Source organism: Rathayibacter sp. AY2B5 (assembly GCF_002931645.1).
Classification (GTDB): Bacteria; Actinomycetota; Actinomycetes; order Actinomycetales; family Microbacteriaceae; genus Rathayibacter.
Genome location: NZ_PSUE01000025.1, coordinates 1 through 17,725 on the forward strand (window position 1 = coordinate 1; position 17,725 = coordinate 17,725).

Sequence of the window (17,725 nt, forward strand, 5' to 3'; positions counted from 1 at the left end):
GAGAAGACCTGCGGTCGACCCTGGCGGCATCACCAGCACGCGCCGACAACGCCAAGCCCCTCCGAGCGGTCCGCTGAAAGCGTCCCGCAGATCGATCCCGATACGGGACGCGCGCCAGCACTGTGATACCTCGCGCCACGGTGACCGAACGACGTCGGAACCGACGAGGATCCGAGGCGTGAAGAACAGCAGTGACGGTGAGCACTACCTCCTCCTCAGGACAGCCCTCTGGGCAGACGCCACCGACGTCGTTGGAATCTATGGCAGCGAGCAGCGCGCTCGGGAAGCAGCAGGTTCCTCTACGGGACCCGATCGGTGGACGCTCGAGGAGTGGAGAGGAGACGTGCGCCGCAGCAGTCTCCAGCTCCAGGCCGCTACGCGCTCACGCTGACGCAATGGAGTTGCACGGCTACAGTCACGAAGGAGGGTCGCGATGCGGCGACCGCTGGGGAGGTCGCTGTGGGCGAATCGAATGATGGCCGCTTCAAGAAGCTGCCCGATCGGATCGAGCCGGCTCAGCAGACCGTGAGCGTCCCGGCCAGCGAAGACGACTCCACGACGCCACCGCAACCGCCGGCCGGCGTTCCTGACCTCGTGATCGCGACTCGCGTGGCGGACGCCGCCACGATGACCGGCCTTCTCCGCCGTACGGCGGGGCGCGTTGCACTGACGGTCGTCGTCGTCGCGGCCGGCCTCGTCACCGTCCTCGCCGCGCTCAACCTGCGCTTGTAACCAGACCAATCAGCCGTGAGCGAGGACGGCGCGTCCGACAGCGGCGCCTCTCGACTCGCCCACCGAACATTCCGGGGATCCCATGCTCAGAGCACTTTCGTCCACTTCCATGTTCTGGATCGGTGTCGCCGGGATTCTCCTGGGCATCGTCTTCGGCACGATCGTGCCGTTCTGGATCGCCCCCTACCAAGCCAACGGATCACCCACCGTCGAACAGATCATCAGCACCATCCCGGTCCTCACACGAATCGCGGAGGGCATCGGCTACTCGTTCGTCGCAGGAGCCTTCGTCGTTCGCCACTTCGAGAAGCGCGAACTCGTCGACGCTCGACGGTCCGTGCACTTCGTCGGCCGAGCAGCCCGGAAAGACGAGCAGTAGCCCCTCCGAGCAGTCCGCTGAAAGCGTCCCGCGGATCGATCCCCTTACAGGACACTCTCGGTCGCGAGTCGGTAGCTCCTCGTGGTGAGAGCCGCGTCACGCCTACTGTTCTCCCGTGGGAGAACTCAAGGTAACGAGCTCGGCGGCGGTCGAGGCCGCTTCACGTCGCGCCGAGGGGTGGATACGCCGTGGTTGAACGCCTGGACAGCTGGGACCCGAGCAGACTCTCGCCGGACCGGCAGACACCACCCCGCCAACGACGGTTGGTGAGACTGTCGATCGCGCTGGGAGCTCTAGCTGTCGTGGCGGCCGCGGTTCTGTGGGTGGGTGATCTGCTGTTCGGAGTGCATGGCCCTTCCCACTACGTCAGCATCACCAACGACACCGGAGCCTCACTCACCTGGTCCTGCTCCTGGTCCGATCTTCACCTCGCCGCCGGGGAGACGGGTCAGCTGCGCATCCTCGACCAGCCCGACCAGGACTACGGCTGCGTCCCACAAGCAGCGACCCCCTTCGTAGCGGCGGCGCACAACAACGACATCTGCCCGTCACTGACCTCTATGACCGAGGGAAGGCAGTTCACGGCAACCGACTTCGCGAAGACCTACCGCTGCCCGTAGCTGGATACGCGACCGGTGAACGATCCCCATGCGGGACGGTCGGATTACCGGGGTTGATCCGCCCCTCCGAGCCGCGGAAGCACGCCCTCTACGCGCGTGTCCCGTCAAGCAGTCTTATGTGCTCCTCCTCGCTGGCCCTCCGCCAGCCGTAGGGCGCGACAACCAGGTACGTCACGCCGCCCTCCTCAACTCGGAGTCGTCCGCCGGAAAGCCCACCGGTCCCCACCTCTTCATCGATCCACACGAGCAGCTGCGAAGTCCAGTCCGCAGCATCTCGCGGGGTGGCATAGATCCAGGGCTGATCATTTCCCGACGACGGCAACGCGATCCTGATCCGAGCCGTGTGACCGCCGACCTGCACAAGCCGAAAGTCGAGCAGACCAGCGACCAGCCGCACGTCATCGATCCGGTAGTCGTACTCCGAAACCGGATGACGCCGCCGCATCCCGACAGCCTCGAGCGCTGCGGCAAGCTCGGCGTCCAGCAACATGCGCTGATCCTCCCAGACGCCCGGCCAGCGATCCTCTTACGGGACGTAACGCCTTCCGTGGGATGGCTCAGTCGGCAGATGCCGCGACTGTCGGCGGTTCGAGGCCGAGTCCTTCGCAGAAGGGGCCGGTGGGCTGGCCCGCTCTGTTCGGGAAGACGCCGAGCCTGGTGTCCGCGAGGACGCAGACCGTCGGGTTGGGTACGTCGATGGGTCCACTTCCCGGGTAGGGCTCGTCGGGGACGGCGCTCCAGCTCGCTTCGCATCGTTCGAGGGCGGCGGCGACCCGCTCCGACAGTGGAAGCAGCTCGAATGTGTTGCGGTCATCGTCCACGAGGCTGCTCGTGCCGTGGTCCGCGCGGACGTCGGCGACGGAGTAGCAGTCGAAGCTCGTGTTCGCTTCGTCATTGCTGGCCTGCGTGACGGCAATCGCGGCGGCGCTGGTGCCGGTCGCGACGACGGCCGCGAGGCCGAGACCGACGAGGCGGCGGCGCTTGGTGGAGCGGTGGCGGGCAGCGATGTCGGTGAGGATGGTGGCGCGCATCCTGGTGAGCTGTTCCGTGGTCGGGCCGAGGTCGTGGGTCATCAGTTCTCCCTTTCAAAGGGGCGCAGGGTGGTGCGGAGTGAGGCCCGGAGCCTGCTGAGCCGGTTACGGATGGAACCGTGGGTGGAGCCGAGTGCTTTCGCGGCGTCGGCGTAGCTGCTGCCCTGCTCGATGCACAGGTAGTACAACGCTTGATCGGTGTCGGAGAGCTCGGAGACGGCTTCCTTGATCGCCGCGGCGAGCTGGCGCCTCGCGACTTCCTCGTCAGGGGTGCCGCGTCGATCCGGGTGCAGGGACAGGTCCGCGTCCTCGGTGCGGTTCCGTGCACGGGTCTTGGTTCGGATGAGGTTGAGGGCGGTGAACCGTGCGGTGGTAAGCAGCCACGGGAGGGCGGATGTGTCTACGATCGCGACGTCGTTGATCCGCGTCCACGTGGTGAGGAATACGTCTTGCACGACGTCTTCGGCGTCGGCGGGCGCGCGGACGATACTGAGGGCATAGCGGTAGGTCGTCGCCGCGTGCCGGTCGTAGAGCCGGCCGAACGCCGCCCGGTCGCCTCGGCGCGCGCCGTCCATCAGGGCGGCGTCATCGGTGCGCGCCGCAGCGTCTCGCGCGAGTGCTGCTGCTTCTGGTGGCGTGCTCATGCTCAGTGGTGTCCGATCCGAGCCGATCGTCTCAGACGAGATCCGCTTCGCAACTGTCCGGTCAACCATCCCCATACGGGACGCGCCCCGCACCTGCGTAACCGGCGACCAGCCCCCAGGACCTAGCCTCTGCCTATGCCTTCGCAGACATTCGATCGTGACGACCGCCGGCATCTAGCTCACGCGCTGCAGGCCGGCATGACGCACGGCAACATGAACACTTATCAGGAAACGTTCAACCTCAACACAACTGGCAATCTGCCTACTCGCAGCGCCGCGATCATCAGGCACATCTTCGAAAACGAAGCAGACACCGATCGGTACGTTCTGGATCTGCTCAACGCGCTCTACGTCGATCATCCTGCCTCCGAGTTCCGGATGGACTCTGACGCCTACCGCACTCTCGAAACCAGAGTGCTGAACCGCCACGGTGTCACGCGGACGTCTCAGGGGTACGTCCTGCCCGACCAGGGACAGCCGACAGCCGCAGCTCCCGCGTCCGCTGCTGAACCGGCGCCGCCCGCCACCCTTCCCCTCCCACCTCGGCCAACCGCTCCAACTGACCTCGATGCTCGCAAACGCGTAGCGGTGATCTACGGGCAGGATCAGAGGGCGCGGACGGCGATGTTCACCTTCTTGCGAGCGCTGCACCTGGTGCCGTTGGAGTTCGAGACGATCGTCAACGACTCAGGAGAGGGCAGCCCCTTCACCGGGGCCGCGATCGACTTGGCGTTCACTCGGGCTCAGGCCATCGTCGCGCTCATCACGCCTGACGAATGGGCGGCGCTTCACCCAGACCTCGGCGTGTCGATCCGACGACTTCAAGCTCGACCCAACGTGATCTTCGAAGCCGGGCTTGCTTTCGGTCGTGTTCCGAGCCGGACCATCATCGTCACCTACGGGGACAGTGATCTGTGGAGCGATATCGACGGTCGACACCGCGTGGCGATGGACAACTCCCCTGAGCGCCGACAGGCGCTTCGGGATCGACTGCAACAAGCAGGATGCCTCATCACCCACGTCAGCTCGGACTACCTGTCCGCCTCAGGTGGCGGAGATTTCTCCGACTTCGCACGTTTGAGGTGACGGTCGGCGCCGACCGCGTCGCCACGGCATTGCGGCTGGGGTGGGCCGAGCCTGCGCTTGCAGTCAACCAGCCGGGGTCGCGTCCGGATAGTGCGCTCAGGAGAGGTCGGCCGCGCCGTCTCCAATGAAGCGAACGACGGCCGTTTCTTGCATGTCCTGGGGCTGCCAGAACAGGTAGTACGCCTGATCTCGGCCCCGCACTCGGACAGTGACAACGAAGGCGTTTGCTGGGCGGATGAGCTTGTTGCGCAGACGCCAGTGCCCCGGATCGGCGGGGTCATCTCGTTCGAGGAGGTCAAAAATCTCATCGAACGCGTCCGCGAGGTCGGGATCCTGCGCATCGTATAGGGCGAACTGCGCTGTTACTCGCGGGTCCATCTTGAGGTGCATTCACTCATCCTACACCCGTTTGCCCCATTACCCCAGCTCCCACTTGCGGCGCGACGGTTTAGGGGTAAACTGGCACGCACAAGACGGTCCCAGAGCGGACCACACAGACACAGACACAGACACAAGAACTGAAAAGTAGGCGACCATGAGCACCCTCATCCAGGTCGACGGAAGGAAGCGCGTGAGCCTCGGCAAGCTTGCGCAGCACGGCCAGTACCTCGTGACCGAGGAGCCCGGTGGGCGCCTCGTTCTTGAGCCGGCTGTTGTCCTGACCGTCGCTGAACAAAACTTCCTCAACGACCCCAGGCTCGTTGCGGCCCTTCAGGAGACCGCAGATACGAGTACGGCAACCGATGGGCGGCCCGCGCGCCGTCACAACGCATCTAGGGCAGCCTGATCGCGATGCCAAAAGGCCGGAGTCCGCTCGGGCTCCGGCCTTCCTCGCCTAAGGCGCAAGCCAAAGCCAAAACACCTGCTCAGCGCGCGTCGAGGGTCGCTACCGTAGCTGCATGAGCGACGAGCCTGATGGAACTGACGCACCTGAAACGCTGACCGGATCGACGTCGAGCACGAGGGGTCCTCGTTCGGAGTCTCCGAAGCAGCGTTACCTCGACCAGCTCATTGCTGAGGACTACGACAGCATGGGCGAAGGCGCGCGCCGAGAGATGCTCGAGGACTGACCTCGGATCTCGTGCCTGCGCGTCGCGGGGTACCGTCGTAGCCAGCAATGTCCGCGGTCGAACCTAGGGTGGGAAAGTGAAACTGCTGCCCGGCGACTCCGCGGAACTGCGCAAGGCGCGGGGCGCGTTCTTCACGCCGCCTGCGATTGCTGAACACCTGGCCGAGTGGGCCATCCGTGGGGATGCGGGCGCGAGTGTCCTCGATCCCACCTGCGGCGAAGCGGTGTTCCTCATCGCCGCAGGCCAGGAGTTGAAGCGCCTCGGGCAGACCGCCGGCGACCTCGACAGCCAGCTCTTCGGCGTTGATCTTCACGAAGCGTCCCTCGTTGAAGCGATGACGCTACTGGAGGACGAGGGGCTGGACGGGACGCTGATCGCGTCTGATTTCTTTGCCGTGCAGACCCCAGACATGCTCGGCGCGACCGTCCCGTTCGTTGACGCGGTGATCGGAAACCCGCCGTTCGTGCGCTACCAGGAGCACGTGGGCGTGTCCCGGCGCCTGTCGGCGGAGGCGGCTCTGCGAGGCGGCGTCCGCCTCAGCGGCCTCGCGTCCTCATGGGCGGCGAGCCTGGTGCACTCGGCCGGGTTCTTAAAGCCCGATGGACGGCTGGCGATGGTTCTGCCGGCGGAGCTGCTGACGGTCGGATACGCCGAACCGATCCGCGCGTGGCTGCGGAGCCGATTCGAGCGCGTGAGCCTTGTGCTCTTCGAACGACTTCAGTTCGAGGGTGCACTGGCCGACGTCGTGCTCCTGCTGGCCGAGGGTCGCGGTGGTTGCGACTCGTTCTCGCTGTATCACGTCGACTCCGCCGACGACCTCGCTCAGCTCCGCCCGTACACGCACACGAACGTCACCCCGCCGACGTCGGGTAAGTGGACTGACATCCTCATCCCCAAGAAGCAGCGGGGCCTGTACCGCGAGGTCATCGGCAGCCACTTCTCCGCACTCGGTGACTACGGGCGCGTCGAGTTGGGTGCCGTCACCGGCGGCAACTCGTTCTTCGCACTGACTGAGGCGACGCGGCTTGAATACGGGCTCGCGGAGAGCCAGCTCGTCAAGATCAGCCCACCCGGAACTCGCCACTTCCACTCGTCCGTGTTCACCGCGAAGCACTGGCAGGAGCTGCGCGAGCGCGGTGAGCGCGTGTGGCTCTTCCGGCCCGCGCCCACCGACGACTCCGATGCGCGCCGCGCGTACACCGCCTACGGCGAATCCCTGCACGTCAACGAGGCGTACAAGTGCCAGATCCGATCGCCGTGGTGGCGTCCTCCGGTCGCGGCTCCGCCGGACCTCTTCTTCACCTACATGAGCCACAACTACCCGCGGCTGATCACGAACACGGCGAAGGTCGGGTTCCTGAACTCCATGCACGGCATTCGGCTCCACGCTGACGCTTCGGCGGACGCCGCGGCCGCGCTGCCCCTGCTGTGCTTGAACTCCGCGACCATGCTCGGCGCGGAAATCAACGGCCGCTCCTACGGCGGCGGCATCCTGAAAATGGAGCCGCGCGAAGCAACCAGTCTCCCCGTCCCCAACGCGAGCGTCCTGGCCGCCGCATGGGCGGAACTGAAACCGATGAAGTCGAAACTGGAGAAGCAGCTCGCCGCCGGTGAGTGGACCGAAGTCGCGAAGCGCGTCGACGCCGCAGTGTTGGGTACCGGCGTCGGACTGGCCGAGGCCGAGATCGCGGAACTCCTCGAAGCAGCACGGCAGCTTCGATCCCGCCGACTCAACCGAGGAGAGTGACCCCATCGCGGACATCGATTCCCCCGAAGACCTCGACGCGCCAGGAGATGTGGCTGACGCGCGGCGCGCATCCCGGGACCCTGCTGATCAAGCGCGAGTCGAGGCCCTGGTCGGGAATCCCGCCCAGAAGCTCCTCCTCCTCAAGGAGCGGATTCAGGACGAGCACATTCGCGAGTTCAGTCGCGTCGAGGTCGACTTCCTCGACCTGCTGTGGTCGATCGACACCTACCGGCGCGAACACGTCATCCCCCGCACCCCGCGAGCGGTCGGAGCCGCCGTCGACAAGGACGAAACCGGCGAAGGCCTCTACCGCAGCAAAGGCAACTGGTTCTCCGAAATCATGGCCCTGATCCTCGGCAACAAGACCACCAGCGTCCTCGCGTCCAGGAGCAAGATCGCCGGCTTCTCGCAGAACCACCAGATCGACATCGCCTGGCCCGACCGCGACACAGCAGTTTTACGCGATCCCCTCATCTGCTGTGAAGCGAAGCTCACCGGAGCACCTGGAGTGAAGGGCGGCAAGCCCCGCGGTGGTCTCGCCGACTGGACCAACCGGCGCAAAGAACTGAAGTTCCAGGCAACGGACCTGAAACTTGCTCGGCACAGCACCAGCATCCACAACTGGAACGCGTGGAGGAAGAAAGCCGATCCTCGGGTATACACCCTGTGGGCCGCGCGACTCGAAAGCGTCACCGGTAACCATGATGAGGCGAAGCAGTACGCCCGCATGGTGAAAGAAGCACAGATCTTGACCGCCACCTACTCCGATGGAGTGGGTATCTACGCATTCAAACCCGACGACCTCAACCAGCGGTACGTTCCGGTGACAGTTTCGACCGATGCCGCTGCCCGGGTTACGACCTTGGATGAAGTACTGGATGAAATTGCGGGGGAAATCAAAGAACGGATGGAGGAGCACGGCAACCGTGTCCCACCTCCCCGCCCGTCACAGCCTCCTCTCGCCATCGACATCTCAGACGACGACTCCGACCAACTTCCGTCGTCCTGACTGGTGTCGGGGGAGCGTGAGGGGGTCGCCCCTCACGGGCCGGCCCGGGAGGCCGGCCCGCACCGCTCACTGGCGCGACCTGGCGCTCGAAGCGTCGATGGTCCCGGCAAGGCGGCGGATGATTTGCAGGGCGTGAGCGTGCTGCTCGGCGGTGATTCCGACGCTCTTGGTCGGGGAGTAGTCGAGCAATCCGGGCGATCGGAGCCAGTTTGCGGCGACCTGCGCCTGTGGCTTCCGCAGGAGTCGGGCAGTCTGGCGGAGGTCGCGCAGGATCGGGTTGTTCCGCTGAGCGCTCATCAGGCGTCCGTCTCGGTCGTCGCAGGAAGGCCGAGGAGGTCGCGCACGCGCGCTTCCTGCTCCGGGGTGAGGGGCACGGTGTCTCCCGTGTCGGCGTTCCCGCCGAGGACCACGGCGCTCCCGTAGACGGGGCTGGGGTAGCCGAGGAGGTTGGCCAGGAACGTCGCGGGGCGGTTAATGGTGCTCCCGTTGATCATGCCCTCGTCATCGACCCATAGATCGATCCCGTGCTTGCAGCGGATCACGTCAAACCAGTGGCAGCCGATCGCCGCCTGCAACTCAGCGACGTGCGCTTCCTCTCCCGGGTCCGCAATGCTCACCGTCTCGAATTCATCGGCCGTGATGCGAATGGCATCCATCTCTGCTCTCCCTTACTGATCGTTTTTCTTTGCCTCTCCGGCGAGTGAAAACCAATTGAGTGGAGCTGGCGGAGTGCTGGCTCTCTCGGGCGAAATAAGGGAGCTTGCGACCGCGTCCGAGAGAGACGGCACGCAGCCGGCGGAGCGAAATAGGTTGAAACCGCGGAGAGGTGAAGAAAACAGAAAAAGAGCCGCGTAGCGGCTTCCTCTTGGCGGTGCTCCGTCACCGCTGCGCGGGCAAAGCTCGCGCCTGAAAGAGAAAGCCAGAGGAGCTGGACCGAACTTGCCAAGTTCTTACGTGGACTAGGCAAAGCCAGTGGCGGCTGAGTTCAAGCGCCTGTGTGGTGTCTCACGGGCCTACAGGTTCGAGCGGGAGACTCCATCCCTCGGGCTTGTCGACGGCCTGGCCGTCGCGGTCGGTGAACACGTAGAAGTAGAACGTCGAGAGCCGCTTGTCGTTGTTGCCCGACAGGGCGCCGGCCGAGTAGAGCCGGCTCGCCCACGACTCCCCCACGGCCGCCTGCGCCCATGCGGCGTACTCGTCAGTGTCGAGGATCTCTGAGTTCCCGACGAGGAGATTCGAGCCCTTCACGGACACGCTGACGAGCGAGAGTGCCGGGTCGACGCCGGAGTCGGGTTCGAGCTGCGCGGCTGGGCCGCGGTCCATAATGACCGACACCTCTGCACGCCGGTTGGTCAGTGAGCGACCGCGCAGGCGCGGGAGGCTCGACGCGCGCGCTCGCGCTGCGGCGATCGCCTGGGCGTCGGTCATGCCGGCGCCGGCTATCCGCTCCCCCGCGTCGGTGAAGAGGGTGCGCTGCATCGCGCGGATGTCGCGCTCGTGCTTGTTGACGATCTTGCAAACAAGTGCCGAAACCATCCTCGGATTTTACGGAGGAGGACGCGCGCCCCTCAGCCGAGCGTGGCACGCTGGCGACATGAGTACTCCCCGGACTCCTCGGACGCCGCTGGCGTGGACCGCGTCGATCGCGAACGGCGGGGTGTGGGGCGGGCTGTCGCTGATGTTCCTCGGAATCGCAGGCGAGCAGACCTACGCGGCGTTCAGCGGTGAGTGGTTCAACGTCCTGGGCTGGGTGCTGATCGTCGCCGTCGCCGTGGGCCTGGCGGTCGTCGGCGTGATCGAGAACCGGAACATTCGAGCGGGGAAGACCTACAAGCCGCGACCCCGCCGCTGACGGCCGTTCGGGCGCGCCTGGCCGTTCCGGGCGTGCGGCGAGCGGTCGAGGGGGCTCTCCTCCTCGGGGCCGGTCCGACGAGGGCCGGCCCTGCATGTTCGGTGGGTCACTCCCCCATCGGTCGGCCCTGGGGCAGCTCGCGCGCTCCAACGGACGGGAACGGCTGGCCTCCGTTGTACTGAGCTTCGAGCCTCGCCACCTTCTCCATCACCGCGTCATTGATGAACTGCGAGAGAGTGCGGGTGCCTTCTTGGACCTGGGTGTGTCGGATCGCGCCGCGTACTCGAGACGTGTCCACGGGGTCCTGGTAGAAGCTCACCTTGGGCGGGTACTTCGGCTTCGTCATCGGCTTCGCGGCCGGCGTCTCCTGCTGTTCGATCGCGGGGGCCGGCGGCGCCGACCGAGCCGGGCTGTCCTGCGGAGCCGGCGGCTCTGCTGCCGGCTCCGCAGCCGCGATCTGAGGCGGGGTGATGGGATTTGCTCCGGCCAGGCTGGACTTACGGGGTGCGGGGCGGTTCACGGGCGTTCTCCTTCGATGCTGGCCAGGTGGTCGGCGTAGATGGCGCCGAGTGCGGATGCTTCGGCGCTCCCCCACTCGTCCAGGCCGCGGGCGGCCTCGGTCGCGTCCGCGATGACGACGCGCTTGGGGATCGGCGGGAGTAGGACACTGAGGCCCCGGGCCTCCGCGGCGCTGCGCAGCTCTTCCAGCCACGTCGCGCCACTGACGGTGCGCTCTTCGTGCTGGTTGACGATGATTCCCGCGACGCGCAGCTCGGCGTTGTAGTAGCCGCGAACGTTCTCGATGGTGTCGAGGAGCTGCGCGAGCCCGTTGGTGCTCCACAGCTTCGAGTGGGTGACCACCACGACGCCCTGGGCGGCCGTCAGGCCGTTGATCGTGAGCTGATCCAGCGACGGGGCGCAGTCGATGAGGATCAGGTCGTAGTCGTCCGCTACGGCCGCGAGAGCGCGGCGCAGCCGCCCCTCTCGCCCCGCTCCGGCGATGACCAGCTCGTCGCGGACGTAACCGAGAGTGACGCCGGTGGTGGGCACGACATCGAGCCCCGGCCAGACCCCCGCCACGATGACGTCGCGCAGTGTCTCTGGCGCGCGCTCGCTGAGCGCGTCTGCCAAGCCTGCCTGGTCGTCTGCGACGCCCTCGGCGGCGGCCACGGCGGTGAGGTTGCCCTGGGGGTCGTTGTCGACCACCAACACTCGCTGTCCGCGCAGCACTGCGGCGCGGGCTAGATGGAACGTGGTGGTGCTCTTGCCCACACCGCCCTTCTGGTTGCAGAGGGCGAATATCTGAGCGGTCATGGTGGTACCTCCAATGAGGAACAGTACTGTTACCGGGAGCCTAGCGGCAATCCCGGTAACAGTACCATTCGGGTTAGTTTGCGATAAGGGCCGCGTCGCCAAGGATCGCGGCCTGCGCCTGCTGCGCGAGTGCCCACCGGTCGGCCAATGCGGCCTGGTCTTGGGGTGAGTAGTCGCCGTGCTCGGCCTGGTACTTGAAGTCCTCGTAACCGCGCTCAGCGAAAGCCAGCAGCGCCTCCACACCCGCGCGCAGATCGTCGGAGACGACGAGCGTCCGCGCGTCGTCGACGTCGATCGTCAACGGGTCGTAGAGGTTCGTCAGGCGCAGCACGTACCCGGCGGGCGTGAGGTCGACGTGCGCGCCGAACACGGTGCGCTCCTCGTTGTCCTCGAAGTCGACGCGCCCGAACGTCTCGCGCTCGCTTGTGGGCTCCCAGAGCTGCGGCTGAAGCCGCTCCCCCGTGTCGTAGGGGGTAAGTGCCGATGCGGTCATGGCGTGATCCTCTCTCCTTTTACTACTAATAGTACTATTCGAGTTATTGTGAGTCAAGCGCGAGCGGGGGTGAGGAACGCGACCAGCGCGGCGGCGTAGGCGGTGCCGTCGTCAGTGACGGGGAACCCGCCCGGGCCACCCTCCCCGGGGAGGGCGAGCGTGTTGCGGACGTGCGCGAGGATCGCCGCATCCGAGTCGGACTCGAACGACTCGGGCTCGTCCTGGCGGTGGGTGGCACAGATGAGCGCGAGCTGGTCGGCGCTCGCGCGCCCACCGTCGACGGTGGACGCGCTGCGGTCGGTCTGAGGCTGGTTCTTCATGATGCTCCAATGCTGGTAAAAGTACTATTTAGGTCGGCTGGGATGAGCGGTGCTATCCGAAGGCGCCAGCCCAGCACGCGGGGTGGGTACCCGAGATGAGCAGCTCGCGCTGGTCCGCCGGGACATCCGGCAGCACGTCCTGGATGGGCGTTCCGGTCCGGTAGAGCGCCGCCTGATTGGCGGTCAGCTCGACGCGGCTGGCCTCGCCGCAGAACATGCACTTGCGGGTGGTCACTGTTGTGGTGGTCATGTGGTCCTCCAAACCTTCTACCCCTAATAGTACTATTGCCGCCACCGGATGGCAACGGCAATAGTACTATTGGGCTCAAATTTCTTCGGTGTCGGCGTCCTCGTCGGCGGTCAGCGCGTCGGCCAGGGTGTGTGCAGCGCGCAGCACCCGGGCGGCGGTGCTCTTGATCGTCTCGGGCTCGCCGTTGCTCCAGTTGGCGACGTATCCGATGCTGTAGGCGCTGGTGTCGAGCCCGAGAATCCCAGCGACGACGTACGCGACGCTCTCGGCCTCGGTCTCCTTGATGCCGCGGTGCTCGATGTACTCTTCCTCGTCCTCCTCGGCGTGGAGGATGACGTGCGCGGCCTCGTGCAGCGCAGTCTTGGCGGCCTGGGCGGGGGAGAGGTTGGCGTCGATCACGACGCGGCACGTGCCGTCCGTGGTCGTGTAGCCGTTGGCCTCACCGGGGATGTTCTCGCGCTCGACGGTCCATCCCTCCTCGGAGAGGTAATCCTCGACGGCCGCCGTGATGCCGAGCAAGTCGTCACCCGTGAGCCGCTGTGCGAGCGCCTGGGGGTCGCCCGCCTCGGGGTCGATGAGGTCCGTCTGGCTGATGTCGAACACGGAGAGGATGGGGAAGAACCGAACGACCTTCTGCCCCTCCTCGTCGGTCGTCGTCTCCTCGCCCTCTGCGACGTCCTCGGCGGCTACCTTCTTCTGACGGAAGCCGAAGATTCGGATGCCGCGCTCGCCCTTCCGCACCTGGCGGCCGAGCGCCTGCCACTTGCGGAACCCGGCGACGCGGCTCGCGGTGGGCATCTGGCTGAGTATCAGAAGAACGTTGTTGAGCGAGTAGGAGTGGAACGCCTGCGCGAAGGTCAGGAAGCGCGTCCACTGCTCCGTGCCGCGCAGCTCCTCGACCTGCTCAGCGATCGACGCTTGCAGCGCCTCGGCCTGCTCGCGGCGCTCTTCGGCGGTCTTGGTGCTGGTGATCTTGCGGGCCATTTCGGTTACCTCCGTTGATGGTATTAGTACTGTTAGCTCTCGCTGTCCCCCACGTTTTTTTGCCGTGGAGGCGGTTTTCCGCCTTAGCAACCGGAGGGCGTAGTGCAACCCGGAGGGCGGCGGGGGAGAGAGTTTCGGCGCGAAATAAGGGAGCGCAGCGACCGCGTGCCGAAAGTCTCGGAGGAGCCGGTGGCGGAGCCACTTGAACGGAGCCCGTAGGTGGCTACGAGGGAGCGCAGCGACCGAGCCGCCGAAGGCTTCACGGCAAAGAAACGGCACCCGAAGGGTGCATTTAGTCGGCCGGCTCGCCGGCCGTCCCTCACGACGCGCAGCGTCGAGGCTCTATAGAGCAGCCGGCGCCGACCTGGCTTCGACGGCAGAGGCCCAAACCCAGAGCCGGCGGCTGGTGTCGCGGTCCTGCCACTCGACCATGACGGCTCGGGCGGTCCAGGCGATCGCGAAGCCCTCAACGCGAACGGGGGTGCCGGGGTAGCGGACCCAAGCCCAGACGGGCAGGGGAGTGGCGGCCCAGGTGGGCCGCTGCCGGGTCTTGTCCAACTCGTCGTCGGTCAGGCCGATGGGGTGGCCGCGGCCGGCCGTCTCTTCGATGCGTCGATCGATCTGTGCGCCGACGTGGCGCTCGTAGCGTCGGTTCGTTCCCACGCCGCCAGTAGAACATATGTTCGAACGCGTGCAATCGACGTCATGCGGCGGTCGAGGACCACCAGAGCGAGCCGGGGGCGAGCATGCCGGTGCGTCCCCAGTGCAGCGCCTCGCGGTGATCGCCGCGGCCGGCGGCGTCGCGGGGGTAGAGCGGCCAGACGCGCTCACCAGCGGTGCTGTCCTCGAAAAGGGGACGGCTCGACACGTGTCGGCGTCGCGGTCGTTGCCTGGGGGAGGAGGAGCGGTGGGCGAGCTCGGCTAGCCACCAGGCCCAGACTTCGCGCTCGACGTCGTAGCGGTGCGCTCGATCCTTCAAGGCTCCGTCGACGCCGATCGCGCGAGCGGCGGCGGTTCGGAGGTCACGCTTGGCCTGGGTCCAGCCGTTGGTGTGCTTGATGATCAGGCGGTGGGTGCGGAGGCGGGAGAGGGCTGTGGCGGCGGTGCGGGTAGTCACTCCCAGCAGCGTGGCGGCGGCGTCGACGGCGAGGGTTCCTTCTCGGCGCAGCAGCGCGTACGCCTTCCCTGCCAGGTGTCCGAGACCGCCGCGGGTGAAGAGGTCGTGCCGAGTGTCCGTGAGGTCGGCCTCGAGCGTGGTGAGGAGCATGGTTCGTTCGGTGAAGAGCGGCCCGGGGGGGCGGGGGTTATTAGTGGTTGTGACCGGACCTTGCAGGGAGCCTGTGGAAAAGTGTTCGGAGAGTCGCCATTCGCTGGCGTTGGATCCGTCTGCGCGGACGGCGAGCTGCACGTAGCCGTCCTCGCGCAGCGTCCGCAGGGCGCTGGCGGCCGTGGTGCGGCCCAGGCCGGCCAGGAGGGCGAGGTCACGGATAGATGCGGCGACGGTGCGCTTGCCGGTGTGCAGGGTGAGGTAGGCCAGGGCGGTGAGGATCGTCTTCTCCGACGTCGCCCGCTCGGTCCTGCCCCACCGGCCCGGGCTCACCCGGAACCGGTCGAGGAGGGCGCTGACGGCGCCGACGAGGCTGTCCAGCTCCGCCAGGTCGCTCGGCTCGCGCTCGGGCGGGAGAACGGCGTGCAGCGCCGCGTACTGGCGGGCCTTCTCCCACTGCCGCGCCAGGCGCTCGGCGGCCTCGTCGCGGGCGCGGGGCCGGCGGTGGCCGCGGCCGGTGTTCTTGGTGCGGTAGTGCTCCATCCCGGGAGCGGTGCGAGCGGCGTGCTCGACGTCGGTCAAGGACCAGCCGGCGTGCGCGGCGGAGAGCAGGCACATGAACGCGGTCCACGACGGATTCGCGCCGCCTCCAGGCGTGGCCATGTGGGCGGCGCCGGCAGCGCTGAGCGCTCGGTGCGTGTGGTGTGCGGTGGCGGTGGGTACTGGGGGAGTGGCGTCGACGCGCCGCGGCGGCCGGGACGCTTCGAGGGCGTCCGTGACGGCCTCGATCGCGGCCGCGGTGACGGTCTTGTCCAGCAGCTCCTCTGCGCGGCCGCGGAGGACGCTCGAGAAGCTGCCGTCGCGGTGCGGGGACAGCGGCGGGCGGGCGGCGCCGGTGCGCGGGTTGCGGAGCATCCCGTGGTCCAGGGTGCGGAAGTTTGCTCGAGCGGCGATCGCCAATCGGGCCACCAGCTCGGCCGGAGCGCCTTCCGCGAGAGCGACCCACAGGTGCCGGCCTCCGGTGCCGGAGGACTGGCACACGACGTGAGCGACCTGGTGCGCGTCGAGGACGGCAGAGAGGGCGTCGCAGTCGTCTGCGGCCTGCTCCATGAGGTCGGCGTCGACGCCGTGGGAGTCCTTGCCGTCGAAGTCGAAGCACAGCAGCCGGAACGCTCCGGCGTCGTCGGTCAGATAGATCGCCCACGGCGCGGCCGGCGCGACGGCGGAGACGGGGAACGCGGCCGGATAGGCGTTCTCGTCCAGGCGCCCGTAGGCGTCCGGACGCATCGTGCGCACCGCGGCACGGGGGCTCAGCCTGCGCGTCAGTGCCCAGGGCGCCGAGAAGGAGTCAACTTCGGCGTTTTGGGCGTGCGCAGACACAGCAATGTGGCTTACGATGAGGTCACTTCTCCTCCCTCGGGTGGGGATGACGAAGGCCCGGCCTGAGAAACCGGTACTTCTGGAACTGCTTCACACCTGTTAGCCCTGGTAAGCGAGGGTGTGAAGCGAGAGCTTCTAGGCCCGTCGCGTGAGCGGCGGGCCTAATGCGTTAAGTCGTGGTGATCGGCAACTCCTCGTTCGGCTCGGTCTCAGAGGTCCACCACACCGGCAGCCCCCGAGAATCGACCTCGATGCTCTCCACCAGCCGTTCGAAGAACACAGCCGACGACACGTTGGCGTGACGCGCGAGCTGATCGAAACGATCCTTCGCCGCGCGCTCAACCTTCCAGCCGGTCGCTACGGCGTCATTGAGCGAGCCGCGAGGTCGCCTGGGAGTAGCCATGCCTGGAAACATACCGCTGTCGCTAGCGATCGCGAGACGCGCTGCCCGGTGTGTCGCCGTCACAGGTCGAGCGAGCGTCGCGCGGCGACCACGAACGACGCGATCGAGTTGGGGTCGACGCGGAGGTCTTCGCCCAGATGGATCAGGAGCCCCAACCGGTCGAGCGCTTCGACTTTGAGGCGCACCGCGGACGGCCGCAGGCGAGTAGCGCGCGCCAGCAGCGCCGGCGATGCCGCCGTGTCCGCGAGGAAGCTCAGCACACGGGTCATGTCCGGCTCGACAAGCGTCTGGATAGCTCCAAGCGCATCAGTGCCGTTCCCGGGGCCAAAGGCCTTCGTGCTCATCATCGATGCGCCCCCAAATCTGTCAACGAATATCCGTGCGGGTACTGGGCCGACCCCGTTACGCCTTGCATGAATCGCGGGCTTGCGGGACGGGGGGCGCGCGCCGTGAGGCGATTCCGCACGCTCATTGCAGCAGCGGAAAGCGCCGAGACAACGGCGTTGGTTCGAGGAAGTCCCAGCGCCTGACTCACGCGCTCATCGCCAATCCATGTGCTGAGGATCAGCCGCGCAAAGGGGCGGACAGGCTTCGGCATAGTGGAGCGGATGACTCCGACTGTCCAGTCGGTCAGCTCTTGCCCCTCACGCGACCAGGCAATCCGATCCTCCTCATAGGAGCAATAGAAGGAGGTCGCGGCGTCGACGTCCCCTGGAACATTTCTGAGACCCATTACGCGGCCAAGGTTCGCGTAAAAGTCGATTGTTGAAACCTGCTCCGCCGACGTCAGCTCACGCCACCCATGCTTCTCTATCCACCGAATCGGTACTATTGCAAGACTGAAGAGAACGTAGAGGAAATCTTCGCTAGGCGCTTTCACATGGCGATGAGCCGAGACAAGTAGGTCGATCATCTCGAGCGCGCGATCTGACTGAAGTTCTCCGTCGATGAGCTCGTAGAGAATGAGCGCAGTGTCTACTGAGCGTTTTCTGGGATCCGACTTGATAGCGCCTGAACGGTGGAGCGTCCGGGCGATCGACGGGACAGCGAAGGACCGGTAGTAGCTGAGCATGAGACCGATCTGCGCGTCGCGAGGCAGATCGAACATCACGAGCTGACGGTAGGTGTCGGCCCATGCCTCGCG

The 17,725-nt window shown here is 66.5% G+C and carries 27 protein-coding genes; 9 read left to right on the top strand and 18 right to left on the bottom strand.

Annotated features, from left to right (window positions below; translation table 11 throughout):
- The first annotated feature begins 459 nt into the window (after nucleotides 1–459).
- The 3 genes from C5C30_RS13915 (at nucleotide 460) to C5C30_RS13925 (ending at nucleotide 1,731) form a co-directional block, all read left to right on the top strand.
- Nucleotides 460–732 (top strand): hypothetical protein, encoded by a 273-nt coding sequence (locus C5C30_RS13915; RefSeq protein WP_104227086.1) that lies wholly within the window; start codon nucleotides 460–462, stop codon nucleotides 730–732.
- 109 nt (nucleotides 733–841) lie between these two features.
- The gene (locus C5C30_RS13920) at nucleotides 842–1,111 is read left to right on the top strand and encodes a hypothetical protein (RefSeq protein ID WP_104224259.1); all 270 of its coding nucleotides are present in this window, start codon (nucleotides 842–844) and stop codon (nucleotides 1,109–1,111) included.
- 344 nt (nucleotides 1,112–1,455) lie between these two features.
- Entirely contained in the window at nucleotides 1,456–1,731 is a 276-nt protein-coding gene (locus C5C30_RS13925) for a hypothetical protein (protein ID WP_146078503.1), read from the top strand.
- 88 nt (nucleotides 1,732–1,819) lie between these two features.
- Here C5C30_RS13925 and C5C30_RS13930 read toward each other — a convergent pair whose 3' ends face one another.
- The 3 genes from C5C30_RS13930 to C5C30_RS13940 all read right to left on the bottom strand — a co-directional run bounded on the left by C5C30_RS13930 (nucleotide 1,820) and on the right by C5C30_RS13940 (nucleotide 3,475).
- Entirely contained in the window at nucleotides 1,820–2,221 is a 402-nt protein-coding gene (locus C5C30_RS13930) for a hypothetical protein (protein WP_104223337.1), read from the bottom strand.
- 67 nt (nucleotides 2,222–2,288) lie between these two features.
- Nucleotides 2,289–2,804, bottom strand: a complete 516-nt coding sequence (locus C5C30_RS13935; protein ID WP_104263426.1) for a hypothetical protein — start codon at nucleotides 2,802–2,804, stop codon at nucleotides 2,289–2,291.
- Nucleotides 2,804–3,475: an RNA polymerase sigma factor gene (locus C5C30_RS13940; RefSeq protein WP_181065556.1), complete on the bottom strand. Its 672-nt coding sequence runs from the start codon at nucleotides 3,473–3,475 to the stop codon at nucleotides 2,804–2,806. The genes C5C30_RS13935 and C5C30_RS13940 overlap by 1 nt, the downstream gene beginning before the upstream one ends.
- A 66-nt stretch (nucleotides 3,476–3,541) precedes the next feature.
- Between C5C30_RS13940 and C5C30_RS13945 the strand changes: the two genes are divergently transcribed.
- Nucleotides 3,542–4,492, top strand: a complete 951-nt coding sequence (locus C5C30_RS13945; protein ID WP_104263459.1) for a TIR domain-containing protein — start codon at nucleotides 3,542–3,544, stop codon at nucleotides 4,490–4,492.
- Nucleotides 4,493–4,588: 96 nt separating this feature from the next.
- Here the strand turns inward: C5C30_RS13945 and C5C30_RS13950 are convergent, their stop codons facing one another.
- On the bottom strand, nucleotides 4,589–4,882 hold the full coding sequence (locus C5C30_RS13950) for a hypothetical protein (protein WP_104263428.1): 294 nt from the start codon (nucleotides 4,880–4,882) through the stop codon (nucleotides 4,589–4,591).
- A gap of 145 nt (nucleotides 4,883–5,027) precedes the next feature.
- Between C5C30_RS13950 and C5C30_RS13955 the strand changes: the two genes are divergently transcribed.
- From C5C30_RS13955 to C5C30_RS13965, 4 genes are all read left to right on the top strand, one after another.
- Nucleotides 5,028–5,279: a hypothetical protein gene (locus C5C30_RS13955; RefSeq protein ID WP_104263429.1), complete on the top strand. Its 252-nt coding sequence runs from the start codon at nucleotides 5,028–5,030 to the stop codon at nucleotides 5,277–5,279.
- 112 nt (nucleotides 5,280–5,391) lie between these two features.
- Nucleotides 5,392–5,562 carry a hypothetical protein gene (locus tag C5C30_RS17770; RefSeq protein WP_181065555.1) on the top strand — a complete coding sequence of 57 codons (171 nt, stop codon included), beginning with the start codon at nucleotides 5,392–5,394 and terminating at the stop codon, nucleotides 5,560–5,562.
- 76 nt (nucleotides 5,563–5,638) lie between these two features.
- Nucleotides 5,639–7,309, top strand: coding sequence for an N-6 DNA methylase (locus C5C30_RS13960; RefSeq protein ID WP_104263430.1), 1,671 nt, complete (start codon nucleotides 5,639–5,641; stop codon nucleotides 7,307–7,309).
- A 49-nt stretch (nucleotides 7,310–7,358) separates the two neighbouring features.
- Complete coding sequence (locus tag C5C30_RS13965; RefSeq protein WP_104263431.1) at nucleotides 7,359–8,318, top strand: hypothetical protein; 960 nt, start codon at nucleotides 7,359–7,361, stop codon at nucleotides 8,316–8,318.
- Between the two features lie 66 nt (nucleotides 8,319–8,384).
- On the opposite strand, the gene C5C30_RS13970 is transcribed toward C5C30_RS13965, so the two are convergent.
- The 3 genes from C5C30_RS13970 to C5C30_RS13980 form a co-directional block, all read right to left on the bottom strand.
- On the bottom strand, nucleotides 8,385–8,615 hold the full coding sequence (locus tag C5C30_RS13970) for a hypothetical protein (protein WP_104263432.1): 231 nt from the start codon (nucleotides 8,613–8,615) through the stop codon (nucleotides 8,385–8,387).
- Nucleotides 8,615–8,974: a DUF3846 domain-containing protein gene (locus C5C30_RS13975; protein WP_104263433.1), complete on the bottom strand. Its 360-nt coding sequence runs from the start codon at nucleotides 8,972–8,974 to the stop codon at nucleotides 8,615–8,617. Before C5C30_RS13975 ends, C5C30_RS13970 begins: the two co-directional genes overlap by 1 nt.
- Before the next feature lie 349 nt (nucleotides 8,975–9,323).
- Nucleotides 9,324–9,854 (bottom strand): hypothetical protein, encoded by a 531-nt coding sequence (locus C5C30_RS13980; RefSeq protein ID WP_104292760.1) that lies wholly within the window; start codon nucleotides 9,852–9,854, stop codon nucleotides 9,324–9,326.
- A gap of 58 nt (nucleotides 9,855–9,912) precedes the next feature.
- Between C5C30_RS13980 and C5C30_RS13985 the strand changes: the two genes are divergently transcribed.
- Nucleotides 9,913–10,170: a hypothetical protein gene (locus C5C30_RS13985; RefSeq protein WP_104263435.1), complete on the top strand. Its 258-nt coding sequence runs from the start codon at nucleotides 9,913–9,915 to the stop codon at nucleotides 10,168–10,170.
- Between the two features lie 106 nt (nucleotides 10,171–10,276).
- Here the strand turns inward: C5C30_RS13985 and C5C30_RS13990 are convergent, their stop codons facing one another.
- The 11 genes from C5C30_RS13990 to C5C30_RS17405 form a co-directional block, all read right to left on the bottom strand.
- Nucleotides 10,277–10,690 (bottom strand): hypothetical protein, encoded by a 414-nt coding sequence (locus C5C30_RS13990; protein ID WP_104263436.1) that lies wholly within the window; start codon nucleotides 10,688–10,690, stop codon nucleotides 10,277–10,279.
- Nucleotides 10,687–11,484 carry a ParA family protein gene (locus tag C5C30_RS13995; protein WP_104263437.1) on the bottom strand — a complete coding sequence of 266 codons (798 nt, stop codon included), beginning with the start codon at nucleotides 11,482–11,484 and terminating at the stop codon, nucleotides 10,687–10,689. Before C5C30_RS13995 ends, C5C30_RS13990 begins: the two co-directional genes overlap by 4 nt.
- 73 nt (nucleotides 11,485–11,557) lie before the next feature.
- Nucleotides 11,558–11,977 carry a hypothetical protein gene (locus C5C30_RS14000; protein ID WP_104263438.1) on the bottom strand — a complete coding sequence of 140 codons (420 nt, stop codon included), beginning with the start codon at nucleotides 11,975–11,977 and terminating at the stop codon, nucleotides 11,558–11,560.
- 53 nt (nucleotides 11,978–12,030) lie between these two features.
- On the bottom strand, nucleotides 12,031–12,297 hold the full coding sequence (locus C5C30_RS14005; RefSeq protein WP_104263439.1) for a hypothetical protein: 267 nt from the start codon (nucleotides 12,295–12,297) through the stop codon (nucleotides 12,031–12,033).
- A 52-nt stretch (nucleotides 12,298–12,349) separates the two neighbouring features.
- Nucleotides 12,350–12,547, bottom strand: a complete 198-nt coding sequence (locus C5C30_RS14010; RefSeq protein WP_104263440.1) for a hypothetical protein — start codon at nucleotides 12,545–12,547, stop codon at nucleotides 12,350–12,352.
- Between the two features lie 75 nt (nucleotides 12,548–12,622).
- On the bottom strand, nucleotides 12,623–13,531 hold the full coding sequence (locus tag C5C30_RS14015) for an ArdC-like ssDNA-binding domain-containing protein (protein ID WP_104263441.1): 909 nt from the start codon (nucleotides 13,529–13,531) through the stop codon (nucleotides 12,623–12,625).
- A gap of 342 nt (nucleotides 13,532–13,873) precedes the next feature.
- Nucleotides 13,874–14,194, bottom strand: a complete 321-nt coding sequence (locus C5C30_RS14020) for a hypothetical protein (RefSeq protein ID WP_104263442.1) — start codon at nucleotides 14,192–14,194, stop codon at nucleotides 13,874–13,876.
- A 40-nt stretch (nucleotides 14,195–14,234) separates the two neighbouring features.
- Nucleotides 14,235–16,085 carry a hypothetical protein gene (locus tag C5C30_RS14025; RefSeq protein WP_374953064.1) on the bottom strand — a complete coding sequence of 617 codons (1,851 nt, stop codon included), beginning with the start codon at nucleotides 16,083–16,085 and terminating at the stop codon, nucleotides 14,235–14,237.
- Nucleotides 16,086–16,347: 262 nt separating this feature from the next.
- Nucleotides 16,348–16,581 (bottom strand): hypothetical protein, encoded by a 234-nt coding sequence (locus C5C30_RS17400; protein WP_146076972.1) that lies wholly within the window; start codon nucleotides 16,579–16,581, stop codon nucleotides 16,348–16,350.
- 59 nt (nucleotides 16,582–16,640) lie between these two features.
- Complete coding sequence (locus C5C30_RS14030; protein WP_104263444.1) at nucleotides 16,641–16,928, bottom strand: hypothetical protein; 288 nt, start codon at nucleotides 16,926–16,928, stop codon at nucleotides 16,641–16,643.
- A complete protein-coding gene (locus tag C5C30_RS17405; RefSeq protein ID WP_146076971.1) occupies nucleotides 16,925–17,692 on the bottom strand; it encodes an oxygenase MpaB family protein in 768 nt (255 codons plus the stop codon). Before C5C30_RS17405 ends, C5C30_RS14030 begins: the two co-directional genes overlap by 4 nt.
- Between the last annotated feature and the right edge of the window lie 33 nt (nucleotides 17,693–17,725).

Coding starts and splice junctions, on each gene's coding strand:
- C5C30_RS13920 (WP_104224259.1), top strand. CDS start 842: ATGTTCTGGATCGGTGTCGCCGGGATTCTCCTGGGCATCGTCTTCGGC.
- C5C30_RS13930 (WP_104223337.1), bottom strand. CDS start 2,221: ATGTTGCTGGACGCCGAGCTTGCCGCAGCGCTCGAGGCTGTCGGGATG.
- C5C30_RS13935 (WP_104263426.1), bottom strand. CDS start 2,804: ATGACCCACGACCTCGGCCCGACCACGGAACAGCTCACCAGGATGCGC.
- C5C30_RS13940 (WP_181065556.1), bottom strand. CDS start 3,475: ATGGTTGACCGGACAGTTGCGAAGCGGATCTCGTCTGAGACGATCGGC.
- C5C30_RS13945 (WP_104263459.1), top strand. CDS start 3,542: ATGCCTTCGCAGACATTCGATCGTGACGACCGCCGGCATCTAGCTCAC.
- C5C30_RS13950 (WP_104263428.1), bottom strand. CDS start 4,882: ATGCACCTCAAGATGGACCCGCGAGTAACAGCGCAGTTCGCCCTATAC.
- C5C30_RS13955 (WP_104263429.1), top strand. CDS start 5,028: ATGAGCACCCTCATCCAGGTCGACGGAAGGAAGCGCGTGAGCCTCGGC.
- C5C30_RS17770 (WP_181065555.1), top strand. CDS start 5,392: ATGAGCGACGAGCCTGATGGAACTGACGCACCTGAAACGCTGACCGGA.
- C5C30_RS13970 (WP_104263432.1), bottom strand. CDS start 8,615: ATGAGCGCTCAGCGGAACAACCCGATCCTGCGCGACCTCCGCCAGACT.
- C5C30_RS13975 (WP_104263433.1), bottom strand. CDS start 8,974: ATGGATGCCATTCGCATCACGGCCGATGAATTCGAGACGGTGAGCATT.
- C5C30_RS13980 (WP_104292760.1), bottom strand. CDS start 9,854: ATGGTTTCGGCACTTGTTTGCAAGATCGTCAACAAGCACGAGCGCGAC.
- C5C30_RS13985 (WP_104263435.1), top strand. CDS start 9,913: ATGAGTACTCCCCGGACTCCTCGGACGCCGCTGGCGTGGACCGCGTCG.
- C5C30_RS13995 (WP_104263437.1), bottom strand. CDS start 11,484: ATGACCGCTCAGATATTCGCCCTCTGCAACCAGAAGGGCGGTGTGGGC.
- C5C30_RS14000 (WP_104263438.1), bottom strand. CDS start 11,977: ATGACCGCATCGGCACTTACCCCCTACGACACGGGGGAGCGGCTTCAG.
- C5C30_RS14005 (WP_104263439.1), bottom strand. CDS start 12,297: ATGAAGAACCAGCCTCAGACCGACCGCAGCGCGTCCACCGTCGACGGT.
- C5C30_RS14010 (WP_104263440.1), bottom strand. CDS start 12,547: ATGACCACCACAACAGTGACCACCCGCAAGTGCATGTTCTGCGGCGAG.
- C5C30_RS14015 (WP_104263441.1), bottom strand. CDS start 13,531: ATGGCCCGCAAGATCACCAGCACCAAGACCGCCGAAGAGCGCCGCGAG.
- C5C30_RS14025 (WP_374953064.1), bottom strand. CDS start 16,085: ATGCGTCCGGACGCCTACGGGCGCCTGGACGAGAACGCCTATCCGGCC.
- C5C30_RS17400 (WP_146076972.1), bottom strand. CDS start 16,581: ATGGCTACTCCCAGGCGACCTCGCGGCTCGCTCAATGACGCCGTAGCG.
- C5C30_RS14030 (WP_104263444.1), bottom strand. CDS start 16,928: ATGATGAGCACGAAGGCCTTTGGCCCCGGGAACGGCACTGATGCGCTT.